The sequence below is a fragment of the Koromonas humicola genome (assembly GCF_059726255.1).
In genome coordinates this window covers 181,882-199,893 of the sequence record NZ_AP040873.1, presented here as the reverse complement: position 1 = coordinate 199,893, position 18,012 = coordinate 181,882, and the positions used below count along the sequence as shown (strand labels likewise).

Annotated in this window: 15 protein-coding genes; 11 read left to right on the top strand and 4 right to left on the bottom strand. The window is 57.0% G+C overall.

The features are described from left to right. Positions 1 to 174 precede the first annotated feature (174 nt). Both nadA and AC6IZD_RS00855 read left to right on the top strand, forming a co-directional pair. Entirely contained in the window at positions 175 to 1,293 is a 1,119-nt protein-coding gene (nadA, locus tag AC6IZD_RS00860) for a quinolinate synthase NadA (protein WP_497785786.1), read from the top strand. Positions 1,294 to 1,421: 128 nt separating this feature from the next. After that, complete coding sequence (locus AC6IZD_RS00855) at positions 1,422 to 1,838, top strand: DUF2203 domain-containing protein (RefSeq protein WP_497785785.1); 417 nt, start codon at positions 1,422 to 1,424, stop codon at positions 1,836 to 1,838. A gap of 119 nt (positions 1,839 to 1,957) precedes the next feature. Here AC6IZD_RS00855 and AC6IZD_RS00850 read toward each other — a convergent pair whose 3' ends face one another. Further along, entirely contained in the window at positions 1,958 to 3,166 is a 1,209-nt protein-coding gene (locus AC6IZD_RS00850; protein ID WP_497785784.1) for a pyridoxal-phosphate-dependent aminotransferase family protein, read from the bottom strand. A 4-nt stretch (positions 3,167 to 3,170) separates the two neighbouring features. Beyond that, positions 3,171 to 3,830: a YceH family protein gene (locus AC6IZD_RS00845; RefSeq protein ID WP_497785783.1), complete on the bottom strand. Its 660-nt coding sequence runs from the start codon at positions 3,828 to 3,830 to the stop codon at positions 3,171 to 3,173. A gap of 294 nt (positions 3,831 to 4,124) precedes the next feature. On the opposite strand from AC6IZD_RS00845, the gene AC6IZD_RS00840 reads away from it, so the two are divergent. The 3 genes from AC6IZD_RS00840 to AC6IZD_RS00830 all read left to right on the top strand — a co-directional run bounded on the left by AC6IZD_RS00840 (position 4,125) and on the right by AC6IZD_RS00830 (position 8,325). Then, the gene (locus AC6IZD_RS00840; protein WP_497785782.1) at positions 4,125 to 5,327 is read left to right on the top strand and encodes a lactonase family protein; all 1,203 of its coding nucleotides are present in this window, start codon (positions 4,125 to 4,127) and stop codon (positions 5,325 to 5,327) included. 77 nt (positions 5,328 to 5,404) lie between these two features. After that, positions 5,405 to 7,666 carry a YncE family protein gene (locus tag AC6IZD_RS00835; RefSeq protein WP_497785781.1) on the top strand — a complete coding sequence of 754 codons (2,262 nt, stop codon included), beginning with the start codon at positions 5,405 to 5,407 and terminating at the stop codon, positions 7,664 to 7,666. Between the two features lie 11 nt (positions 7,667 to 7,677). Further along, positions 7,678 to 8,325 carry an outer membrane beta-barrel protein gene (locus tag AC6IZD_RS00830; RefSeq protein WP_497785780.1) on the top strand — a complete coding sequence of 216 codons (648 nt, stop codon included), beginning with the start codon at positions 7,678 to 7,680 and terminating at the stop codon, positions 8,323 to 8,325. Between the two features lie 66 nt (positions 8,326 to 8,391). On the opposite strand, the gene AC6IZD_RS00825 is transcribed toward AC6IZD_RS00830, so the two are convergent. Further along, positions 8,392 to 9,135 (bottom strand): DUF5686 family protein, encoded by a 744-nt coding sequence (locus tag AC6IZD_RS00825; protein WP_497785779.1) that lies wholly within the window; start codon positions 9,133 to 9,135, stop codon positions 8,392 to 8,394. Between the two features lie 167 nt (positions 9,136 to 9,302). Here AC6IZD_RS00825 and AC6IZD_RS00820 point away from each other — a divergent pair, with 167 nt between their 5' ends. From AC6IZD_RS00820 to AC6IZD_RS00795, 6 genes are all read left to right on the top strand, one after another. Beyond that, complete coding sequence (locus tag AC6IZD_RS00820; RefSeq protein WP_497785778.1) at positions 9,303 to 9,533, top strand: DUF2905 domain-containing protein; 231 nt, start codon at positions 9,303 to 9,305, stop codon at positions 9,531 to 9,533. A gap of 48 nt (positions 9,534 to 9,581) precedes the next feature. Next, the gene (gene xseA, locus AC6IZD_RS00815; RefSeq protein ID WP_497785777.1) at positions 9,582 to 10,997 is read left to right on the top strand and encodes an exodeoxyribonuclease VII large subunit; all 1,416 of its coding nucleotides are present in this window, start codon (positions 9,582 to 9,584) and stop codon (positions 10,995 to 10,997) included. A 153-nt stretch (positions 10,998 to 11,150) separates the two neighbouring features. Next, positions 11,151 to 12,053, top strand: a complete 903-nt coding sequence (gene cdaA / locus AC6IZD_RS00810) for a diadenylate cyclase CdaA (RefSeq protein WP_497785776.1) — start codon at positions 11,151 to 11,153, stop codon at positions 12,051 to 12,053. Then, entirely contained in the window at positions 12,050 to 12,727 is a 678-nt protein-coding gene (locus AC6IZD_RS00805) for a CdaR family protein (RefSeq protein WP_497785775.1), read from the top strand. Before cdaA ends, AC6IZD_RS00805 begins: the two co-directional genes overlap by 4 nt. Positions 12,728 to 12,750: 23 nt before the next feature. Continuing rightward, a complete protein-coding gene (glmM, locus tag AC6IZD_RS00800) occupies positions 12,751 to 14,121 on the top strand; it encodes a phosphoglucosamine mutase (protein WP_497785774.1) in 1,371 nt (456 codons plus the stop codon). Positions 14,122 to 14,376: 255 nt separating this feature from the next. Continuing rightward, on the top strand, positions 14,377 to 15,162 hold the full coding sequence (locus tag AC6IZD_RS00795; protein ID WP_497785773.1) for a hypothetical protein: 786 nt from the start codon (positions 14,377 to 14,379) through the stop codon (positions 15,160 to 15,162). 45 nt (positions 15,163 to 15,207) lie between these two features. On the opposite strand, the gene polA is transcribed toward AC6IZD_RS00795, so the two are convergent. Then, a complete protein-coding gene (polA, locus tag AC6IZD_RS00790; protein WP_497785772.1) occupies positions 15,208 to 18,009 on the bottom strand; it encodes a DNA polymerase I in 2,802 nt (933 codons plus the stop codon). Positions 18,010 to 18,012 lie beyond the last annotated feature (3 nt).

The following is an 18,012-nucleotide window of genomic DNA, read 5'->3' as shown; positions in this document are numbered from 1 at the left end:
TGATTCGTTTCTCCTGTTTAGGGCATCATTAACACCTAGTAAGACTACGGCTTCAACATCCCCGCGGGTGGGACCTTTTGGTATGTGCATCCGCTGGAGCCGGAGATAGCGCTTTCAACATCCCCGTTTTCGCGTTGGCAATTCGGCAACGGCGAAAACTGAAGGCAGATAAAATTGGCTACTGCAGTTAGTACGAATTCCACGTGTTCCCTGGACAACTACCTCGTCCTGCCGGACCACACGTGTGACGCCCGCATTCAAGCTGCCCGCGAGATTCTCGGCGAGCAATGTGTCGTTCTGGGGCATCACTATCAGCGCGACGAAGTCATCGCATTCTCCGATTATCAGGGAGACAGTTGGCGCCTTTCGGAACTGGCCTCACAAGCCAAGGGGCGCTATATCGTGTTTTGCGGCGTGCATTTCATGGCCGAATCCGCCGACATCCTGGCGCGTCCAGATCAGCAGGTGATCCTGCCGGACTTGAACGCCGGTTGCTCGATGGCCGACATGGCCGAAATCTCGCAGGTCGAAGACGCATGGGAACAGTTTGTGCGCCTCGGCATCACCACCGATGCAGGAAATGGCATAACGCCGTTGACCTATATGAATTCAGCCGCAGCCATCAAGGCGTTTGTCGGCGAGCGCGGCGGAACCGTATGCACCAGCAGCAACGCCACCTCGGCAGTCAAATGGGGCTTTGCGCGAAACGAAAAGCTCTTTTTCCTCCCCGACCAGCATCTCGGACGCAACACGGCGTACGCTCTCGGGGTTCCATTGAACGAGATGGTCGTGTGGGATCCATATCAGTTGCAGGGCGGGCTCACGGCTGATCAGTTGCGCAAAGCGCGAGTGATTCTGTGGAAGGGGCATTGTTCCGTACACCAGCGCTTTCTTCCCGAACACGTGGACCGCATGCGCGCAAAATTCCCGGACATCCGGGTGATCGTGCATCCCGAGTGCCGCTGGGAAGTGTGCCAGAAGGCCGACGACACTGGCTCCACCGACAAGTTGCGCCGACTCGTGGCAGAAGCTCCAGCAGGCAGCAAGTTCGCGATTGGAACCGAGATCCACCTCGTAAATCGCCTTGCCAAGCAGCATCCGGATAAAACGGTCCTGACGTTGAACGACTCAGGATGTCTGTGCACAACGATGTATCGTATTTCGCCACAGCATTTGGCTTGGGCGTTGGAGAACCTGGTCGACGGGAACGTAGTGAACCAGATCAAGGTGCGTCCTGCCGTTAAGCATTGGGCCAAAGTAGCTCTGGATCGCATGTTGCAGATTAAGGGCTGATAAGTGATGGCCGTCGAGGCCACACGAGGAGAACAGAGTGCACTGGCCGCGCCTGAGAGCGCGGCCTTGTCGCCCTGCCAAAAGCACCGGGCGGCAATCGAGATAGAATGGAGGTGCGCGAGCCGACTATGCGAACTTTTACGCTGCGTGAAGCACAATCTATGCTCCCGGTTTTGGAGAGCCTGCTGCGCAGGTCCATTGAATCCAAGGCGCTGGCAGAAGAGGTCGATCAGGAATTCAGTGACCTGAGCGAGCGAATCTTCTTGAACGGCGGAACCTTGGTCGATGTGCGCGCCGTTGCCGCACGCAAGGCCGAGCGAGAAAAGGCCATCCAGATTGCCAAAGACACGTTATCGGAAATCAACGCCATTGGCGTGCAGGTGAAAGATCTGGAGATCGGGCTTCTCGACTTCCCATGTCGTGTTGACGGAGAGATCGTTCTGCTTTGCTGGAGAATGGGAGAACCCACAATCACGCACTGGCACGGCACAGAAGAAGGCTACTCCGGACGCCGCCCCATCGACGGCCGAATAAGCCAAGAGTAGAGCTTAGGTTTCGAGGCTCTAAAGTTTCAAGTTTCAAAGTTAAGGGTGCTGCATAAAGCCGCACCCTTAGTGTCTACATGACTTTGAAACCTTGACACCTTCAACTTTGAAACCTGTTCTTACGCCGTTTCCTTGATCGCCTCGTCCAACTTGGCGAGGATTCGGTCGACGCCCTCATCGGTCGCCAGCGGCCCCATCAATCCGATGCGGAAGATCTTGCCCGCGAGCGGCCCGAAGCCTCCCGCGATCTCGATTCCATGCTTTTCGAGCAGATACGTGCGGACGCGAGCTTCGTTCACGCCCTCAGGCACGCGGGGCGTGTTGAGGTTCCAAATGCGATGGCCCGGAGCCACATGCATCGTGATCCCCATGCGCTCCACACCTTCGACAAAACGATCATGTGCACGCTTGTGCCGCTGCTGGCGGTTAATTAAGCCTTCTTCGTCGATGATGGCCAGAGCTTCGCGCATTGCATAGTAGAGCGTCGCCGAAGCTGTGTGATGGTAGCGATGTCCGTCGAGATAGTCCTCGATGAGCGACAGGTCGAAGTACCAACTCCGACTTGGTTCCTTGCGAGTGCGCAAGCGGTCGTGCGCACGTGGCGAAATCGTAACCGGGCTCAATCCCGGAGGCGCGCTCAAGCCCTTCTGAGAGCAGCTATACGCCACGTCAATTCCGTTTGCGTCGATCTCCACCGGCATGGCACCTAGCGAGGTGACGCAATCGGCAACTACGATGGCATCCACTTCATGAGCGGCGTCGCAAATTGCCTTGCTTTGCTGATACACACCGGTCGAGGTCTCGGCCTGCACAAACGCCACAACCTGCGGACGCTCGCGGCGAATGAATTCAGCGGCTTCGGCATCGCCGAACGCTTCACCCCACGGCTTTTCCAGTCGCACGATGTTCGCGCCGTGCCGCTTCGCCATCTCGGTGATGCGCTCTCCGAAGTAGCCATTCACCAGAATCGCGATTTTCGTTCCGGGCTCGATGAAATTGGCAATGACGGTTTCCATGCCACCCGAACCCGTCGCCGAAATCGGCATTGTCAGTTCATTCTTGGTCCCGAAAGCCGCGCGCAGGCCTTTCCGGACCTGGTCCGCAACCTCAAAGAAGTACGGATCAAGATGGCCTACCACTGGCTGCGACATTGCATGGTAGATGCGTGGATACACCTGCGTCGGGCCGGGTCCATAAAGGAGGCGCTTCGGCGGATGAATAGATATCTTTGTTTCGCTGGACAGTGTTTCGGTTATCGCGCTCATCTCGTCCCCACGTTCGTCTATATCAAAGATAGGCAATGCTACGCCGCCCCGCGGCGGTTTCATAGGACTAAGACTCGAACTGGCTCTTAAAGGCTGCAAACTGCTGCCGTAAAGACTCAAACTCCGCCCGCAATTGGGAAATCTCTGCTTCTAGAGCCTCAATTCGGCTTTCATCTCCCGAATCAGAATGAGTCGCCGGCGCCGAGGTGCCCTTTGCGACATCGCCGGTCGCTTGCTGATCCCCGAACAGGTCACTATATCGAGCTTCCTTGGTTCCAGGCTGACGAGGCAAGAGCTTTGCCAGTGGCGGATCGTGCTCGATCAACTTCTGCAGGACCAGTTGCACTTCGTCCAGGTCTTCGAGGCGATGCATGCGCTCGCTGCGGCCTCTCAACTCTCCCGGAGTCTGTGGACCGCGCAGAAGCAGCGTGCATAACAACGCGCTCTCGCGCCGACCAAGATTGAGCGCGTCCCCCATTCGATGCTCGAAACGGGCAACCCTACCCTCGGTTCTGGCCACGCCTGACAGACCTTTCTCTTCCAGTCGATGCAAAGCCTCACGGAGTTCAGACTCGGTCAGTTCCATCACCGGGTCGCGATTTGACTTCTGATTGCAGGCCGCCTGCAGCGCGTTGAGAGTTAAGGGGTAATACTCCGGCGTGGTCATTTCTTTTTCCATCAGCGCGCCCAATACCCGCTTTTCTACCGAGTCAAGGTTTAGCTCCAAGTTGTCCCCTCTTCGTCCCAGAAGTCTTCCGCCGCGACTGCCGAACAACCTCGCAATGCCATCAGGCAGATCGTCCGAATTCGGAAAGTAACCCGGCAACCCGGCACAACGCAAATTAGGACAGGCCGAAATTGCGAGCTATAGAGTAGAATCTCACAATCCGAGATAGGAAAATTTACCCGAATTGCTGCTTAACTTAAGGGTGAATTGTGGTCTGCCCGAATTATGATTAGGTAGGATCGATTTTTCGAATAAAGACGGGCGTAGCACATCCGCTTCGCCCTGGGAGCTTGCATGAAGCGCTTGATCGGCTTTACAGCCGCACTTTGTCTTTTGGCACTCACGGTCGGCTGTGGTGGAGTTACAAGCACCGGTACGCTGGCTTACATCAGCAATTCTACGGGAACCGGATTCACTGTATTCAAAGTGAACACCGACGGCACTCTAACCAAGTCGAGTATCTCCCCACAGGATACTCCGGCGTCACCCAAAGTTCTGGAGTTCACTCCAAACGGCAAGTGGGCGTACTTCCTGGACAAGGCCGGCACGAACATTTACGCCTACACACGTTCGGGCAACGGCGAACTCAGCACCAAGATTGACACCTACCCTGTCAGCGGCGCAGCCAGTTCACTGGTGATCGCTCCCAGCAGCAACTTCCTGTACGTCGCACTTCCCAACACGCAAAGACTTGCCGTTTATTCGATCGATAACTCGACCGGCATTCTCTCGCAGGTTGGCAGTTCGGCACAGATCAATTACGCCATTACGCAATTGGTTATGTCGCCGGGCGGCTCGGTCCTTTACGGACTCGCTCCGAACCAGCAGGCAGTGTTGAGCTTCACGCTGAACACCTCTTCGGGCGTGGCGACCTTGTCCTCGACGCTTCCGGTCGGAAATAATCCGAGCTACCTCGTGCTTTCCGGCAACGGCAACTTCCTGTATGTGCTCGACAAGACTGCAACTGGCACGAACAATCAACTCGGAATCAACATTGCGACACCGAGCATCTTTGGGTACAACACCTCCGGAACGGGCGTGTTGACGGCAATGGCGGGATCGCCTTTTAACGAGAACCCGGCGCACACGTCTGATGACCCGATCTCCGGGGCAAAAATCTGGACCGCACCTTCGAACCCCGTTGCTGGCGCAACGACAAGCGACAACCGTTACCTGCTCATTGCCAATCAGGGCTCGCATAACATCTCGTCCTTCAAGGTCAATACGAGCACTGGCGAACTGACGGAAGTCATTGGCTCCGAACAGGACGCCAACGGTGTAATCACGACTACCGCGTCTCCTTATGACTGCGGAACCGGCTGTACTACCCCTGCATTCCTGTCGATCGCCAGTTCGAACAACGCGTTCTTCATCCTTGATACCAGCGCTAACAAGGTGTTCCAGTACAAACTGGACCAGAACACAGGAAAAGTAAGAATACAGAGCCCGGCATCCGTTAGTGCGGAAGGCGCTCCGACCTGGATCACCATCCGATAGGTGGGTGCATGAATCGGTTCTTGACTTTAATTCTTGCGGTTGGTGCTGCCGGCCTGCTGTCCGGCTGTGGAAGCTCGGTGAAGAGCAGCACCCAACCCGAAGCTAACGAAGAATATACGGTGGTCGTATCGCCGGACCAATTTACGTTGAATGCCGGAGATTGGTCCTCGATCAGCGCCACCGTTGATCTTTCGTATAGGAACAGCACACCGAGCCCCGTGTCGCCGCAGCCGACGATCAAGTTCTACTCGTCGGACTCGCGAGTGACCGTGTCTCCTTCCGGCGAAGTTTGCGCCGGACAGTGGGACACTCGTTATCTCACCTGCACCCCGACGGTGTTCCCGCAAAGCTCGCAAAATGCCGGGCTGTTGGACTTACCGTCTGGACAAGTGACTATCACCGCAGTTGACGCCACTCACAGCGTAAGCGGCACCACGCTGGTGACCATTCACCCGCGCGCAACCAGCATTTCGCTGAGCGCTCCGGTGGGAGTCAGTGCAGCGGATTCCGCTACCAATCACACGTATTCGCCGACTGGATGCGTTTCGCAAGGAAACTACGTTCAGTACGTTGCTACTCCTAACTTCAGTGGAGTCACCGGCGGTACCGTGCGCACCAACGACTACACATGGACGTCTTCGGACTCCAACGTAGCGGAGGTAAGCGCGTACGGATTCGTTACGGCGCGTGCTCCTGGCGTGGCGAATATCTACGCAAAGCTAAATGGCACAATCAGTGCTCCACTGGCATTCGCGACCTGCCCACCGGCGGCGATAACGATTGGCACCTCGGCGTATGTGAGCGGTAAATTGCCAACGTCCATCGGCAGCACAAGCGACCTGGCCCTCAACAAGGGTGATCAGAAATATGTCACGGCTTCTGCCACGGACCTGAACGGCAATCCCGTAACGAACCTGTCACTTAATTACGTTCCATCCAATCCCGTCACCGGATCGCTGACCACGGTTGTGCCTTTGACTGCAAAGCTGGCGGCAAACACCTCCGGACAGTTCAGCATCATGGCATCCTGTTCGCCGACAACTTGCAACAACGCTGTAGAGAACTTCACCTCTCCCGCGGGACCGACGAGTGGAAGTCAGGTTGGCTTCGGTTATCCGATCTACAGCAACCCGATCGGCGTAACCGTGAAGGGGACGTCTTCCAGTTTCGTGCTGGTGACAAACTCCGCCGATGTTTCGAGCTCGTTGCATCGTCTGCTCGTTTACGACAGCGAATCGATGGCCGTCGCACAGCGAGTGGAATTGGCGAATCTGCCGAACTCGCTCGTAGTTGCACCGAATGGAACCAAGGCTTACCTGGGCAGCGATGCAGGACTCGTAGTGGTTGACCTGACCACGTACCAATCCTCCATCCAGACGTTCCCAGTTTCGGGCGGCCTCAGCACGGATATCGTCACCGGCAAAGTGTTGGGTGTCTCTCCCGACAGCCGTTACGTAGTGCTTTCCGATCTGGCACACGGTCTGGTGTTCTTCATTGACACAGCGACCGCGAGAAATGCGGTTCGTTACACCATTCCCGGAATCACCTCGGTTGCGTTTGCACCAGACAGCTCCAACATCTGGATTGCCGGTTCACAAGGCGTGTACGTCTATCAGGATGGCGCCTTCGTGAAGACTGCGGCGAGCAGCGCAAAAGGGGCAGTGAACGCCTTGGCTTGGATTCCCGATGGCCAGTCCTACATTGCCAGCGGCGATCAGCTCGTAACGTATTCCACTTGCAACGACACGTTCCGTCAGACTGTGCCTGCTCCGAGCGGCACTCCACTGGCGCTTGATACCACGGTCATCAACGGTGTGTCGCACGTGATCGGGTTATCGTCCACCGATCAATGGCTGAACTACAGCGTGAATAGCAGTTCGCAGGTAGGATCTACGCCGCTCGTCGGCAATGTCTGCAAATCGATTGTCACGGTGAACTCGCCCGTTTCGACCACAGCAGGAGTGTCCTGCTCGTCGCCACAGGTTAGCTTCTCACCGCGTCTGCAGCAGGCTTTCATCACCGGATACCCATCCACGAACGGAGTGTCGGCCTGCGGCACTGCTGAGTCGATCATTCACGGCTACGACATGAGCGGCAACGCAACGTTCACGATGGCCACAGCAGATGGCAACTCGATCACTCCCCTCAGCGGTGGCGTTCTCAGCGACGGTCGCTATGTGTTCGTTGGAACTCATGACGCAACGACTGGCAAATCGACGCTACATCGCTTCGCAGTCGGAATTGACAGTACCACTGGCATCGGAACTTCGACTGGCGCCGAGGACCTTTCAAGCAGTGTTGAACTGGTTCCCAGTCTCGTCGCCGTTGTCCCCAAGTAAAGGAGAGAGTTTTGAAACTTAAGCTGATTCTCATCACCGTACTGGCGTTTGGCAGCATGGCACACGCGCAGGGCATTGTCTCCAATATCTCCATCGGTGTAGGCGGCCAGGGAATTTTCCCAGCCGCAACGTTTACCTCGAAAACGTTGGAAGCGAACGGAGCTGCCAATACTCAATCCACCACGAAATCGATCGGCGCTGTCGTTGATGCCCGCTACGATTTCGGCCGCCACAGCGCAATTGGCCTGGCGGTTACTGCTAATCGCGCTTCTGAACTTTTCTTCCAGGGTAATGGTTTCCAGAGCGGCACATTCACCCGTGTGCTTTCGGACAACGTTGAAGTCATCGGCACCTATATCTTCCGGCTTCCTTCTAACGACCGGGTGAAGCCTTACGCAATGTTCGGCGGTGGCATGGTGCACTTTGGCCCTGTCGATGGTGGATTCACTACGAGCGGCAATCCTGAAACCGAGACCAAGCCAGCCTTCGCCTATGGCTTCGGAACCGACCTGAAGTTCTCCGACCACTGGGGCGTTCGCTTGCAGTACCGCGGTCTGCTTCGCACGTCGCCGGATTTCAAGCTGACCAGCGAGCCCTTCGGAACGCAGCTGAAGACGCACGTTCCCGAGCCCTCGATCCAGCTCGTTTACCACTTCTAATTTTTGGAGATTTACCTTCGCATGCCGGAGCCGAAAAGCTCCGGCATTTTTATTTCTGGACGCCGATCAGTGCAGCTCGTATTGCGAGTACACGATATTCAGAGTCGCCGTGCCGCCCATGCGCATATTGGTGATCGTCTGATTGGAGGCCGGTAGCCAGAAATCGCCCACCTTCTGGTAGTGGTGCTCGATATGTGTCTTCCTCAGCCAAAACGAAGGGTTCTTAGCCAGCTCAGCGTCAATGCTCTCCACGGCAAAATCAATTGCATTCACACAGATTTCGCCGCGGTAGAGGAATTTGTCCTCCCTACGTGGCTCTACCTTTAGCCGGTAGCACCCACCATATGGGCTGGGTCGCGAGCCGAGCAATATGAATTCGTAATTCTCTATCGAGAGTGCGGTGTGCCGCTGGTTTTCCGCCTGGAACGCTTCGCGCTCGCTCTCCAGCAGCTTCGCAAAGACCTTCGTCTGGATCGCCTTCGATCCTTCTTCGGAAACAATGTCGAAGGTTTTGCTGTTCGGCGCTTGATATCGCGCAATCACCTCGAGTTCAGCCTGCCGACTCGAAGGGAAACCGTGGTAAACGAGAGTGTAGAACCGTCTTCCTTCATACCCTCGCAGCGCAGCGGCCCTCTGCTGGTTACCTTGTTCCAGCCGCGCCACAATCTCGTTCGCTGTCATCCCCATCGCGGGGGCCTGAGTCGTGGGAATCGGAGGTCGGTCCGCAGCCACTGCCTGGAGCTGCACAAGGCACGCGACGATGCAGCATAGAAGGTAAACGGCCCGGAGCTGTTCGTTTGTCCGATTCATAGTTACGAGCCGCTGGTGTGCTGCCTGCAATGCTTCGAGCCAGGCGAGCTCACTCCGGCGGTCATGCGGTTGGATGCACAAAGTCGTGTATTGCTTGCCCAATTCGCTCGGTCTTTCCATGCGGGCTGTCGCGCCGAACACAGATCGCAGTTTGCTAAACTGAGGCGATGGCGGACCTCGGGAAAACTCTGTTGGCTGTAGGGTTGGTGCTGGTCGCAATCGGCGCCGTCATAATGCTTGGCTCGCGCCTGGGGATTCCCTTGGGAAGGCTGCCCGGAGACGTACAGTGGCGTAGTCGTAGCGGCAACACGCGTGTTTATTTTCCGATTGCCACGTCGATCCTGCTAAGCGTCCTGCTGACATTTGTGATGTGGTTGCTGCGGAATTTCCGCCGGTAACAGACCTGCATAGGCTCTACCCTTCCCTGCTCCTGCTAGAATGCCCGCGTGGGAGATTCTCAGTTCTCTTTCGACTTCAAGGTAGCCGAAGCACCGTCACGCCGCATTTACGGTGTTCGCGATCTGGTCACGGCTGTTCGCAACCATCTGGAAAAGGGATTTCCGGATGTGTGGGTCGAAGGCGAGATTTCCAATTGCCGCCCTGCCGATAGCGGTCACCTCTACCTGACTCTGAAGGATGGTGACGCCCAACTCCGCATTGTGATGTTCCGCACACAGGCGCGACTGCTTCGGTTTAAGCCTCAAAATGGCATGCAGGTCATCGCTCGCGGACGCATCACCATGTACGAAGCCCGCGGCGAAATGCAGCTCTTGGCCGAATACATGGAGCCCATGGGAGCCGGTGCGCTCCAGGTCGCCTTCGAGCAACTGAAAGCGAAACTCGCCGCCGAAGGACTTTTTACCCAGGAACGGAAGAAGCCCATCCCAGCACTTCCCCGGCGCATTGGGGTAGTTACCTCACCCCGAGGCGCGGTCATTCGCGACATTCTCAACGTGCTTCGCCGACGGCACGAGTCGCTCGGCGTGCTCATCTTTCCTGCGCAAGTTCAAGGCGAAGCCGCAGTAAGCGAAGTTTCGGCAGGCGTTCGATTCTTCAACAAACAGGAACCGGGCTCAGAGCATGCCGTCGATGTCATCATCGTTGCCCGCGGAGGCGGCAGCATCGAAGACCTCGCCGCCTTCAATCAAGAACCGCTAGCCCGGACCGTAGCTTCCAGTCGTATTCCTGTTATTTCTGCAGTAGGGCACGAGACTGACTTCACAATCTGCGACTTCGTGGCCGATCTTCGCGCTCCGACACCATCCGCGGCCGCAGAAATCGTGGTCCGCTCGAAGCATGATCTTCAAGAGAACGTTTGTTCTCTTCGCGAACGCCTGCGCCGGGCAATGCAGTACAAATTGTTAGCATCTCGTCAGGGCCTAATGGCCTTGGAGCAGAATCGTGTCTTCGGCCGCATGGAAGACTTACTCGCCAGACGGCAGCAGCGTGTTGATGACCTGAAGTTCCGGCTTGAGAGCCTGACCCGGGCGCGACTGTCCGATGCGCACCGCCAGGTGGAAATGGCAGCCTCCCGACTACAGCAGCGCGATATGCGCCAGCAGCTCAAAACGTGGGAAAGCGACCTGCTTGCTCGTACACAGGGTATTTCGGCAGCGCTTCGCCACGGCTTAATGCAGCGACGGTCGCGGCTCGACCAAGCCTCAGCGAAGTTGGCTGCCCTGTCGCCGGTAGCGATCCTCGAGCGCGGCTATTCGCTGATTTTCGATGCCTCCGGCACGCTGGTGAAAGACGCTTCCCAACTCGCCGCCGGGGACGCGATCCAGGCGCGTCTTGCGCGAGGCGAGGTGCGGGCTCGGGTCGAATCCGTTTTGCCTGCTTCGCCTCCCACTGACCGGACCTGAGTTCGGAGTCCGAACAGGGGATTCCAAACAGAAGGTTACGAAAGCTCAAGAATCAGCTATGTAAGCTGTATTCGTTTGTGCGCTGCTTTACAATGACAAGTTCCGATATAGGCGCGTCCTTGTGCCGTTCAACCCAGATTTCTTGAGGAGACCATGCCGAAGTTCCCGAATCTATCTGGATACTCGCCGCAACTGACGACCGGATCAATTCTGGACATTCTGCTTGTATCTTTCCTGATCTACCAGTTTCTGTTGCTGGTGCGAGGAACGCGCGCCGTCACCATGCTGACGGGCGTGGGCGCCCTGGTGATTGCGTTTTACATTGCGCATCTCAGCAACCTGCGTACGCTTGATTGGCTGGTCGGCACCATCCTGCCGTATAGCATTTTCGCGCTCATCGTCATTTTCCAGACTGAGATTCGTCAAGCTCTGGCACGGCTTGGACGCAACTTGACGCTCACTCGCGGTTCGCAGAATGGCACTATCGACACGTACGACGACATTGTCATGGCGGCCAGCACGTTCTCGCAGGATCAGACTGGCGCACTCATCGTCATCGAGCGTGAAATTGGACTCCGCACCTATATCGAAAGTGGAGTCGCCCTGGACGCGCATCTCTCCTACGATTTGCTTGCGACTCTGTTCCGCCCTAGTGCACCACTGCATGACGGCGCCGTGATCCTGCAAAAGGATCGGATTGCCGCCGCAGCCTGCTTCCTGCCGCTCTCGATGAACCCTCTTCTCTCCACGCAACTCGGTACGCGACATCGGGCAGGAATCGGCATCACCGAGGAAACCGACGCCGTCTCTGTGATCGTCTCTGAGGAGACCGGAGGCATCTCGATTGCCGTCGGTGGGCAAGTCGAGCGCGAGATTACTCCCGAACGCCTTCGCCAGCGCCTTAGCGAACTGCTGATGCGCTATGTGCCGCCGGCAATTCCCGAGCCCGGAGCAACGCACCTCACTCCAAGTTCAATCGAGGCTCTGCGCCCCCGAACTGACGATCGTACCTTGCGTTCACAGCAACGCGATGCCGAGCGGGAGGACACGCTGTGATCACGCGCGTGCGACATCTTCTCTTCGATAACCTCTTACTGAAGCTCACTTCGGTAATGATCGCCGTCCTGATGTGGTACGGCGTTGCTCGCGATCCTGTATCCGAAGTCTCTTTATTAGTGCCAGTCGAGTTCGCTCATCCCCCAAAGAATCTCGACTACTCATCCGACGTGATTCCTCAGGCGCAGATCCGGCTTCGTGGACCCGCACGAGTTTTGCGCGAGCTCGCACAATCCGGGGTGCATGCCGTTGTCAATCTCGAGGGTGCCGCTCCGGGGGAACACACTTACGACCTAACACCCGACCACATTCAGGTGCCGCATGAAGTTGAGGTCATGCAGGTAACCCCAAGCCGCTTACGCATCGTCTTCGATGTTCGCGCCACGCGACAAATTCCTGTGCGCCCGCGTGTGGTTGGAACTCTACCTCCGGGATACCGGATTGAATCTGTCGCAGCCGACCCTGCTGTTCTCACAGTAACGGGCCCCGCACGCCACGTGAAGGCCATTGAGAGTGCAGCCACCGACGCGGTGGATGTCACAGGAGTCGCCGGACAGGCAAGCTTTGAGACCATGGCTTACCTTCCCGACCCCCTTGTGCACATCTCTGGCTCAACCCCCATTCACGTGATCGTAAGAACTCAAAAATCATCTTCGAAAGCTGGAGTCCCTTAGTTGGTGCTCCTGTACGGAAATCTATGAGGCAGCTATTTGGAACTGACGGTATTCGCGCAGTCGCCGGCGAATACCCCCTGGACCGCACTACGGTCTACGCCATTGGACGCGCGCTGGGCACGCGCCTTGTACGCCGCTCACCTGACTCCCGAGTCGTTCTCGGGCAGGACACGCGCGAATCCAGCGCTTGGATCGCCGAAACCATGGCCCGCGGTCTGCGAGATGCAGGATGCGGATTTGCCAGTGCTGGAGTTCTCACGACTCCCGGCATTGCCTATCTCACCCGCACCCACGGATTTGCTGCCGGAGTTGTCATCTCGGCTTCGCACAATCCTTGGCAGGACAATGGCATCAAGCTTTTTGGCCAGAACGGCATGAAACTCGCCGATGAGATCGAGCATGAAATCGAAGTCGAGATATTCGAGCACCTCGATCAGCTTCTCGCACAAAAACAGGATGACACGGACCTGATGTCTGAAATCCTCCCCGGTCGCGCCGCCCTACGCGCTGATTACCAGCGCTGGCTCGCATCCAACGTTGATTCCAAGCGGCTCGCCACAATGCGCGTTCTAATCGACTGCGCCAACGGGGCCGCCAGCGTGGTCGGTCCCGAACTGCTAGACCGCGTCGGAGTCAAAGTGGAGGCTCTCCACACCTCGCCCACCGGCCGCAACATCAACGACGGCTGCGGAGCATTGCACCCCGAACACGTGGCGGAGGAATTGAAGCGCCGTGCAGGCGAGTTCGATCTCGGAGTCACGCTCGATGGCGATGCCGACCGCGCATTGTTCAGCGATGCTGAAGGAAATGTCGTCAACGGGGATGCCGTTCTGCTGCTCGCGGCTCTCGATATGAAAGCTCGTGGCGTTCTTGCCGAAGACACGGTTGTAGCCACCACCATGAGCAATCTCGGACTCGAGAAAGCTCTGCGCTCTCACGGTATAAAGATGCTTCGCTCCAACGTGGGTGACAAGTATGTGCTTGAGGACATGCTGAAGACGCACGCTGTGCTTGGTGGTGAGCAATCAGGCCACATCCTTTTCATGGATGGCGAGTCTACGACCGGTGACGGACTTCTCACCGCGCTTCGCGTTCTCGATGTTGTCGCGCGCTCGGGCAAGTCACTCCGAGAACTGACTGCAGAATTCAAGGTATTCCCGCAGAAGATTCGTAATGTGCGCGTGCGCGAAAAAGTTCCGATGAAAGACATCCCCGAAGTCGCCGATGCAATTCGCGCCGCCGAGCAAGAACTGGATGGGAACGGACGCCTCGTGGTTCGCTATTCCGGCACCGAAAAACTCGCCCGTGTAATGGTCGAAGCCGAAAGCGAAACACTGATGCAGAAACACGTGGACTCCGTCGCGGCAGCATTAGAAAAGACGATTGGCGTTTAACCAGCTTAACTTCAGATACGGCGTGTACCATCGCGTGCACGCCGTTTTTCATTTCATCCCGAGTACGAGGCGTTCCCATTCTTGCCCTAGCCTCGCAACATTACGTCGCAACAAAAGCTATCGTTCCGTGTTTCTCATATCATGAATGGCGTGCCGAATAAGCCGTCTGGTTACACCATTAGCATCATTCGTCTGCTTCTATTCGGTTAAAGAACGAAGCCTTCCTTACCGGCTTACGAGAACGGAGTTTCGGTTATGAAAGCGATTCGATTCACCGGAGTTGCATTGTTCTCCGCGTTTTTGGCGGTCGCGCCAGTTTACGCTCAGCACGGCCAGGAGCACGACCGCGGCAATCGCGACCAGGGCAGGCCCGAACAATCCCAGCACGGGCAGATTCAGCAACAGCAGCACCCAAGTGCTCCAGAACAGCACCAGCCACCTCGGGCGCAGCAAGGTCCACAGCACATACAGCAACCGCCGCAGCGCGTGGAACAACCTCAATCGTACCGGAGACCGCAGGCGCAACCGCCTCAACACGTGCAGCGAGAGCAACAGCAGCGCATCCAGGCTCAGCCCCACCCGCAGCGCTTCGAACCTCGTCGCGATGAGCCACCTACTGCACGCGAGATTGGTCCGCGCCGCCAACTTCGCCCAATGGGAGAGCAACGCCGTGAACAGCAAATGCAACAGCGCAACCACTGGGCAGCCTACCGCGCGCATCAGTGGGACGTAGAACACCGAACGTGGGTACAGCGCGGCGGATACACCGGATACCGAGTTCCTGACTGCTACTTCCGCACGCACTACGGACGCGCACACTTCTTCCGCGTTTACAGTCTGCCTTTCATGGTTGTAGGCGGAGCGCCCCGATTCCAGTATTCGGGCTATTGGTTCACCCCAGTCGAGCCCTTCCCGGAGTACTGGGCCGCGAACTGGTATGAATCAGAGGATGTATTCATCGACTACGTAGATGGTGGGTACTACTTGTACAATCGTCGGTACCCGAGCCGTCCCGGCATCGCGATCAGCATTGTGTTCTAGATCGATCTGAAGGCCGCGCTGCCGTGCAGGCACGCGGCCTCAACCTCAATCCATATCGCGCCAGTTCGCTCCCGCACTCACTTCGACCTCAAGCGGAACGCTCAGCTCGTGTGCATTTTCCATGCACTCCTTCACCAGAGCCTTCACGGTCTCAACTTCGTCGTCGGGAGCTTCCAGCACAAGTTCGTCATGCACCTGCAGCAGCATCTGCGCCTGCAACCCGCGCTTGCGGATCTCGCGGTCAAGCCGGATCATCGCAATCTTCAGCAAGTCAGCCGCCGTCCCTTGCAGCGGAGTGTTCACCGCCGTGCGTTCCGCAAAGCCGCGCAGGTTGGGATTCTTGCTCAGCAAATCGGGTATCGGCCGCTTGCGTCCAAACAGATTGCGCACGAACCCATCCTTGCGCGCCTGCTCCAAAACTCCTTCGCGGAATCCTCGAACGCTGCCATAGCGTTCAAAATAAGTCTCAATGAATTGCTTCGCTTCCTTCTGCTCAATCCCCAACTGCTGAGCCAATCCAAACGGCGAAATTCCATACACAATTCCGAAGTTCACCGCTTTCGCTCGGCGACGATGCTCAGCATCGATCAGCATCGGCGGAATCCCGAAGACCTCCGCCGCCGTGATCGTGTGAATGTCCTTGCCCGTGCGGTATGCATCGACCAGCAGTTTGTCCTGCGAGTAGTGCGCAAGAAGCCGTAACTCAATCTGCGAGTAATCCGCTGCAATCAGCGTCTTGCCCGGAGCCGCCACAAACGCAGCGCGAATCTCACGCCCCAACTCAGTGCGTATCGGAATATTCTGCAAGTTCGGATTCGTGGAGCTCAGCCGCCCTGTTGCTGTCGCCGCCTGATTGAAGCTCGTGTGCAATCTTCCATTTCGGCAAAGCTGTGGGAGTGAATCGATATATGTCGATTTAAGCTTCGTAAGCTGGCGGAATTCCAGCACCAATCTCACGACTTCATGATCGCCAGCCAAGCCTTCGAGTACATCCTGTGCCGTCGAAATCGTTTTACCCTTGCCGTACTTGATCGGCTTCGGCAGACCCATCTGATTGAACAGCACATCGCCAAGCTGCCTCGGCGAATTTACATTGAATTCCACCCTGGCTAGGCCATAAATATCGCGCTCAAGCCGTCGAATATCACCCTGCAGCTTCTGCGACATATCGGCCAGCACGGCGCAATCAAGCTGTACGCCCGCCTGTTCCATCCCGTGCAATACGTATGCAAGCGGCAGATCGACCTCGCGATAGAGCCATTCAAGCTCCGGCTCCGCGTTGACTTCCTCGCGCAAAGTCTCAGCCAGCCGCAACGTCATGTCCGCCGCCTCAGCCAGCGATCCCGTCAGTTTCAGCCCCAACCTGCGCAGAGCTACCTCAGGCAGAGTATGCGAACTGTACGTCGGATCCAGCAAGTAGGAGTAGAGCATCGTATCGTGTTCCACTCCATCGAGTGCCAGCCCCGTGTCGCGCAACGCATGCACTGTGGACTTCACGTCATGAACGGCCTTTGAGATTTTCGGATTTGCGAGCACCTCGGCGATCCCCGTTCGGTGCTCACCATTCAGGTCTGACGTGTAGCTCTCGGCCTTCTTCACTGAAAGCGCTATCGGCTGGCTCTCCTGTGGTGCTGCAGCAACAGGCATCGGTTCGCCCAAAGCGAGCACTCCCTGCTCCGGCGCTTCGTCCGTCTGTGCAATGTCGCCTGCCTCTGCTGCCGCTTTACTCGACTCGGCTTCGGTTAACTGCGCCGCTGCACTCAACGCAACAGCAACGTCCTTCGATTTCGAAATTGCATCCAGAACGTCCGAGGTCAATTCGCCGTACTTCGTCTCGCCGACTGCCTCGCCTTCCTCCAGGAATTCTTTCAGCAGCCCGCTAAATTCAAGTTCCGTAAAGAGTTCGCGAGCTGCATTCACGTCCGGATCTTTGGCCCGCATTGCCTCTGGCTCAAACTCGATCGGCACATTGCAGTCGATCGTCACCAGTTCCTTACTCAGCAGAATCATCTCGCGATTCTGTTGCAGCGATTCGCGATAAGTCTTTCTCTGCACCTCAGCCGCATGCTCCAGCAGAGCATCCAGTGACCCGTATTGCTGAATAAGCTCTACCGACCCCTTGTCACCAATGCCTGGCGCGCCCGGAACGTTGTCGATCGAGTCGCCACGAAGCGCCATCAGATCGACCACCTGCTCGGGTCTCACGCCAAGCGTTTCCTTCACCTTCTCGGGATCGCAGATCAGATTGTCTTTCGGAGGGTTGAGCACGCAGACATTGCCGTTGACCAACTGCATCATGTCCTTGTCGCTGCTGACCACGTAAACCGCATAGCCCGCCTCGGCTGCCCGGTGAGCCAGCGTACCGATAACATCGTCGGCTTCAAATCCTTCTTTGCCCAGGATCGGAATGCGATACACATCGAGCGCGCGATGAATATACGGGATCTGCTGACGCAAATCCTCGGGCATCTCGGCACGATTGGCCTTGTAACCCGCGTAGGCCACTTCAACGATTTCGCCCGTTTCCTTGTCGCGCTTCTTCAAAGCGGGCATCGCTGCCGCCTGCTCCTCACGGAAGCTTGGCCCCATATCAAACACTGCCGCGATGTACTCCGGCGCGAAGTCCTTACGCAGCTTGTTCAACATATTGACAAATACGAATGTAGCTGCCGTGGGCAATCCCGAGCGCGTCGACATCGGCCTCTGTCGGGCCATCGCATGATAGGCGCGAAAGACAAACGAGTACGCATCGATCAAAAAGACGCGCCCTTTGCCTTCTGGAGGTAGAACCGAGGTGTGAGAAGCAGCAGGAACTTCGGCAGTAGCGGATTTCTTCTTGGCTGGCACGAC